The 3,792-nt window shown below is 60.1% G+C and carries 4 protein-coding genes and 1 pseudogene; all 5 read left to right on the top strand.

Annotated features, from left to right (window positions below; translation table 11 throughout):
• Nucleotides 1–216 precede the first annotated feature (216 nt).
• Nucleotides 217–444, top strand: coding sequence for a photosystem I reaction center subunit IV (locus NW837_RS03000; protein ID WP_414329200.1), 228 nt, complete (start codon nt 217–219; stop codon nt 442–444).
• Between the two features lie 46 nt (nt 445–490).
• Nucleotides 491–1,330: a DNA-formamidopyrimidine glycosylase gene (locus NW837_RS02995; protein WP_414329199.1), complete on the top strand. Its 840-nt coding sequence runs from the start codon at nt 491–493 to the stop codon at nt 1,328–1,330.
• Between the two features lie 86 nt (nt 1,331–1,416).
• Nucleotides 1,417–2,040, top strand: coding sequence for a pentapeptide repeat-containing protein (locus NW837_RS02990; protein ID WP_414329198.1), 624 nt, complete (start codon nt 1,417–1,419; stop codon nt 2,038–2,040).
• 104 nt (nt 2,041–2,144) lie between these two features.
• The gene (locus tag NW837_RS02985; RefSeq protein ID WP_414329197.1) at nt 2,145–2,741 is read left to right on the top strand and encodes a response regulator; all 597 of its coding nucleotides are present in this window, start codon (nt 2,145–2,147) and stop codon (nt 2,739–2,741) included.
• A 141-nt stretch (nt 2,742–2,882) separates the two neighbouring features.
• Nucleotides 2,883–3,792, top strand: a pseudogene (locus tag NW837_RS02980) (type II secretion system protein); the annotation flags it as partial.

The following is a 3,792-nucleotide window of genomic DNA, read 5'->3' as shown; positions in this document are numbered from 1 at the left end:
CAAAATCGCGCGGATGGGGCAGCCCTGCAGATTTCCCCTGCAAGCCCCAGGTCAAAGCAGAACCCAACAGCCAGGCTCCACAGGTGCGACGGTTCATCTGCTGTCGGCCCCGAAAACCCAGGAAGACACGGGCGGATCCCTGTTACAAAAATTCGGAAATCGCAGCCTTCTCACGGACTAGGGTAATCTGAGTTCAGGTCAATGGAGATAACCCTCATGGCGATTCAGCGTGGTGCCAAAGTCCGTGTGCTGCGGAAAGAATCCTACTGGTATCGGGATGTGGGAACGGTTGCAGCGGTGGATACCAGCGGCATTCTCTATCCGGTGATCGTTCGTTTCGACAAGATCAACTACTACAACATCAACACCAACAACTTCCGCGAAGATGAGCTGGAAGTGTTGGAAGCTCCCAAGGCCAAGGCCAAAGCCGCTCCGGCCAGCTAAGCCAAAGTTCTGATGCCGGGGACTGTGTTCTTGAGCAAGTCGTTCTGTGCCTGAACTGCCGGAAGTTGAAACAGTTCGGCAAGATTTGCAACGCCTCACCCTGGGGCCACGCATACTTGCGGTGGAGGTGCTCCTGGCCCGCACCATTGCCTACCCTGCAAGGGAGACGTTTGGGCGGAGCTTGATTGGCACCCGTTTTACCCAGTGGCAGCGGCGAGGAAAGTATCTCCTGGGATCCCTGGATTCGAGAGCTGTTCTGGGCGTGCATCTGCGCATGACCGGGCAGTTGCTCTGGGTGCAGGGATCCACCCCTTTATCAGCTCACACTCGTGTTCGTTTGGCCTTCGAGGAAGGGTGGGACTTGCGCTTTGTGGATCAGCGCACCTTTGGCCAGATGTGGCTGGTGCCCGCCGGTGTTGAGCTGGAGGCGGTGATCCCCACCCTGCAGACCTTGGGGCCGGAGCCCTTTTCGCCAGCTTTTTCTGAGGCCTATTTCCAGGCTGCCCTGCAGAAGAGCCGCCGTCTTATTAAAACCGCGCTGCTGGATCAATCGCTGGTAGCCGGGGTGGGCAACATTTACGCCGACGAAGCCCTGTTTCTGAGCGGCATTCACCCTTTGACGCCAGCAGTTCAGCTTTCGGATGTGGCCAAGGCACGCCTGCGAGCAGCGTTGATCGAGGTGTTACGGGCCGGGCTGGAGCAGCGGGGCACCACCTTGCGGGATTACCGGGATCTGCATGGGCTCAACGGCAACTATCAAGGGCAAGCGTGGGTGTACGGTCGGGAAGGGGATCCCTGTCGCCTCTGTGGCACCCCAATTCAGCGGATGAAGCTGGCAGGTCGGTCGGCTCACTTTTGCCCCCACTGCCAGCCGCAACAGAGCTAGTGGCGCTCCTCAAGATATGGGGGATCCCTGGGGAAATGGGCCAGAGCGGCTACCATCAGCAGTAGGAGGGGATCCCGGTGAAAACCATGGGATGGGCACGGCTCCAACCTGTAAAGCCCTTGATGAGGGGAAGTCGCCTCTGGTCGGGAGCGCTGCTGGCGCTGGGGATCCCGACGGCTGCGGCCTTTGCCCAACTGGAGTTGGATGCCCAACTGGGCCGCTCCCAAATTGTTTTTCCCAGCAAAGATTGCCCCGCCTGCAACCTAACGGGGGCAGAACTGCCGGGAGCTGACCTCAGTGGGGCCAACCTGAAAGAAGCGATCCTCAGACAGGCCAATCTCCAAGCTGCCGACCTCTCCCAAGCGATCCTCAATCTGGCCGATTTGAGAGGGGCCAATCTGAGTGGCTCAGCTCAGGCAGGGGCTTTCTTGTGGGAAGCCGATCTGGCGCAGGCCAACCTGCAGCAGACAGATCTGACGGGTGCCAATCTGCAGGTGGCCAACTTAAGCGGGGCCGACTTGCGTCGAGCCATCCTCACCGGCGCCGACCTCACAGGGGCCAAGTTACACAATGCCGATCTGCGGGGGGCCGACCTGCGAGGCGCTTTTCTGGAGGGGGCGGATCTGACCGGCGCCCTGTACAATGCCCAAACCCGGCTGGATCCCACCTTTGACCCCCAGGCCCGCGGCATGGTCTTGGTGAAGCCATAACCCCCCTCTCCCCAAGGGAGAGGGGCTGGGGGTGAGGGCGCTTTATTTGGGATCCCCCCTTGGGCAGATTAAAACCAGCACCCCCTCGGCTCGGATCCCCTGCCATGACTTCCCCTGTCCGCGTTCTCATTGCCGACGATCATCCCCTCTTCCGGCTGGGGCTGAAGTTTGCCCTGCAAGCCCAAGGATTTGAGGTGGTGGCCGAAGCCGAGACGGGATCCCAGGCCGTCCACCATTGTCGCAGTTGCCCCATCGACGTAGCCATTTTGGATGTGCGCATGCCGGATGGGGATGGGATCGCCGCCTGCCAGCAAATCACCGAGCTGGGCCTGCCGGTGGTGGTGGTGATGATGACCACCTTTCAGGAGCCGGGTCTGATTGAGGCAGCCCGCCACGCCGGGGCCAAAGGCTACCTTTCCAAAGAGACCGACCCGGCGGAATTGGCCCGCGTCATCCGTCAGATTTTGTCCAACCCCGAACGAGACTGGCTGCCTGCCCGACAGGAGCTGCCCAAGCTCACCCCCCGCGAGCTGTGTGTGCTGCAACTGATGAGCGAGGGCTTGGCCAACAAACAGATTGCCCGCCGTCTGGGCCTGAGCATCGAAACCGTCAAAGAATACGCCAGCACTGCCTACCGCAAGCTGGATGCTAGCGACCGTGTCACCGCCCTGCTCAAGGCGCAGCAACTGGGGATCTTGTGAATTGGAGAAAGGGCTTGGGGATTCCCCCCAGAGGTGGGGATTTGCGGCGGCCATGATCACCGCCATACTGTTGCTAGCTTGGCATCTTGACAAGGGATCCCCTGGGTGCCGCCTTCCCCTTCACGTTGTCCGAGATACGGTATGTCTGCTCCTTCCACGCTGCTGCTCAAGCTCACCCTGCGCTTACTCGGTTCTTTGAAAGCACGGGTGGATCAGCGCAAGATTCGAGAGCGGGGCTTTGTCCTGCCGGTTGCCATTTTGATCGTGCTGGTCTTGAGCTTGGTGACGGTGGGGCTGCTGACCCGCTCCACTCAGCGCAGCATCCAAACCCAGGTGGAACGAGCGGGGCAAACCATTAGCCGACAACTGAATACGGCCATTGACCGGGCTAGAGCTAAGATCGAGTACCTAGTTCGGGATCCCCGCCTGCCCAACAGCGCCCCGACGGATGCGCAATTTGCCGCAGCCCTCATCAACGATGGGGCAGGGGGTCTGCTTCCTCGGGATCCCGATGAGCCCTACATCCTCCCCGACGAAACTCAGTTCGTGATCGCCACCAACATTCAGGTGGAGGATCCGCAAAATCCGGGACAAAACTTGAACGTCCGGGTTCAGGCGCCCGCTTGGTGGTTCTTGGCGGATACCGACAACAATGGCATCAATGACTCCGTAACGGTTTATACTATTCTGAACACCCGTCGGGCTGCCGGCAGCGACTTTGAGGCTAACCTGACGGATACCGAGCGGGCGCGGCGGCTGCTGATCCGCAGTGGGCCACTGCAGGGTTCGGCCTTGGCGGGGTGTACCGATTCTCCGGCTGAACAGACGGTCAACCCCAACGTGGGGGATTGGTTCCAGGTTGGCTCTGCGTTGTACAAGCCCTTTCAAGTCTATGCCGTCACCTTGCCTATTGCGGGTGCCGACTCCACCACCCGTGCCATTTCGGCTTTGCAATTTCAGCAGGATCGGCGGAGGGATCTGCTTAACAAATGGGGAGCCTTCAGCCGCGGCGACCTAGAGTATTTCTTCACTCCTGGCTACAACTGGAACG

This window comes from Synechococcus sp. R6-10 (assembly GCF_047461815.1).
In the GTDB taxonomy this organism is placed as follows: Bacteria; Cyanobacteriota; Cyanobacteriia; order Thermostichales; family Thermostichaceae; genus Thermostichus.
The sequence above is the reverse complement of the archived record's forward strand: the minus strand, read 5'-3'. Positions and strand labels throughout refer to the sequence as shown.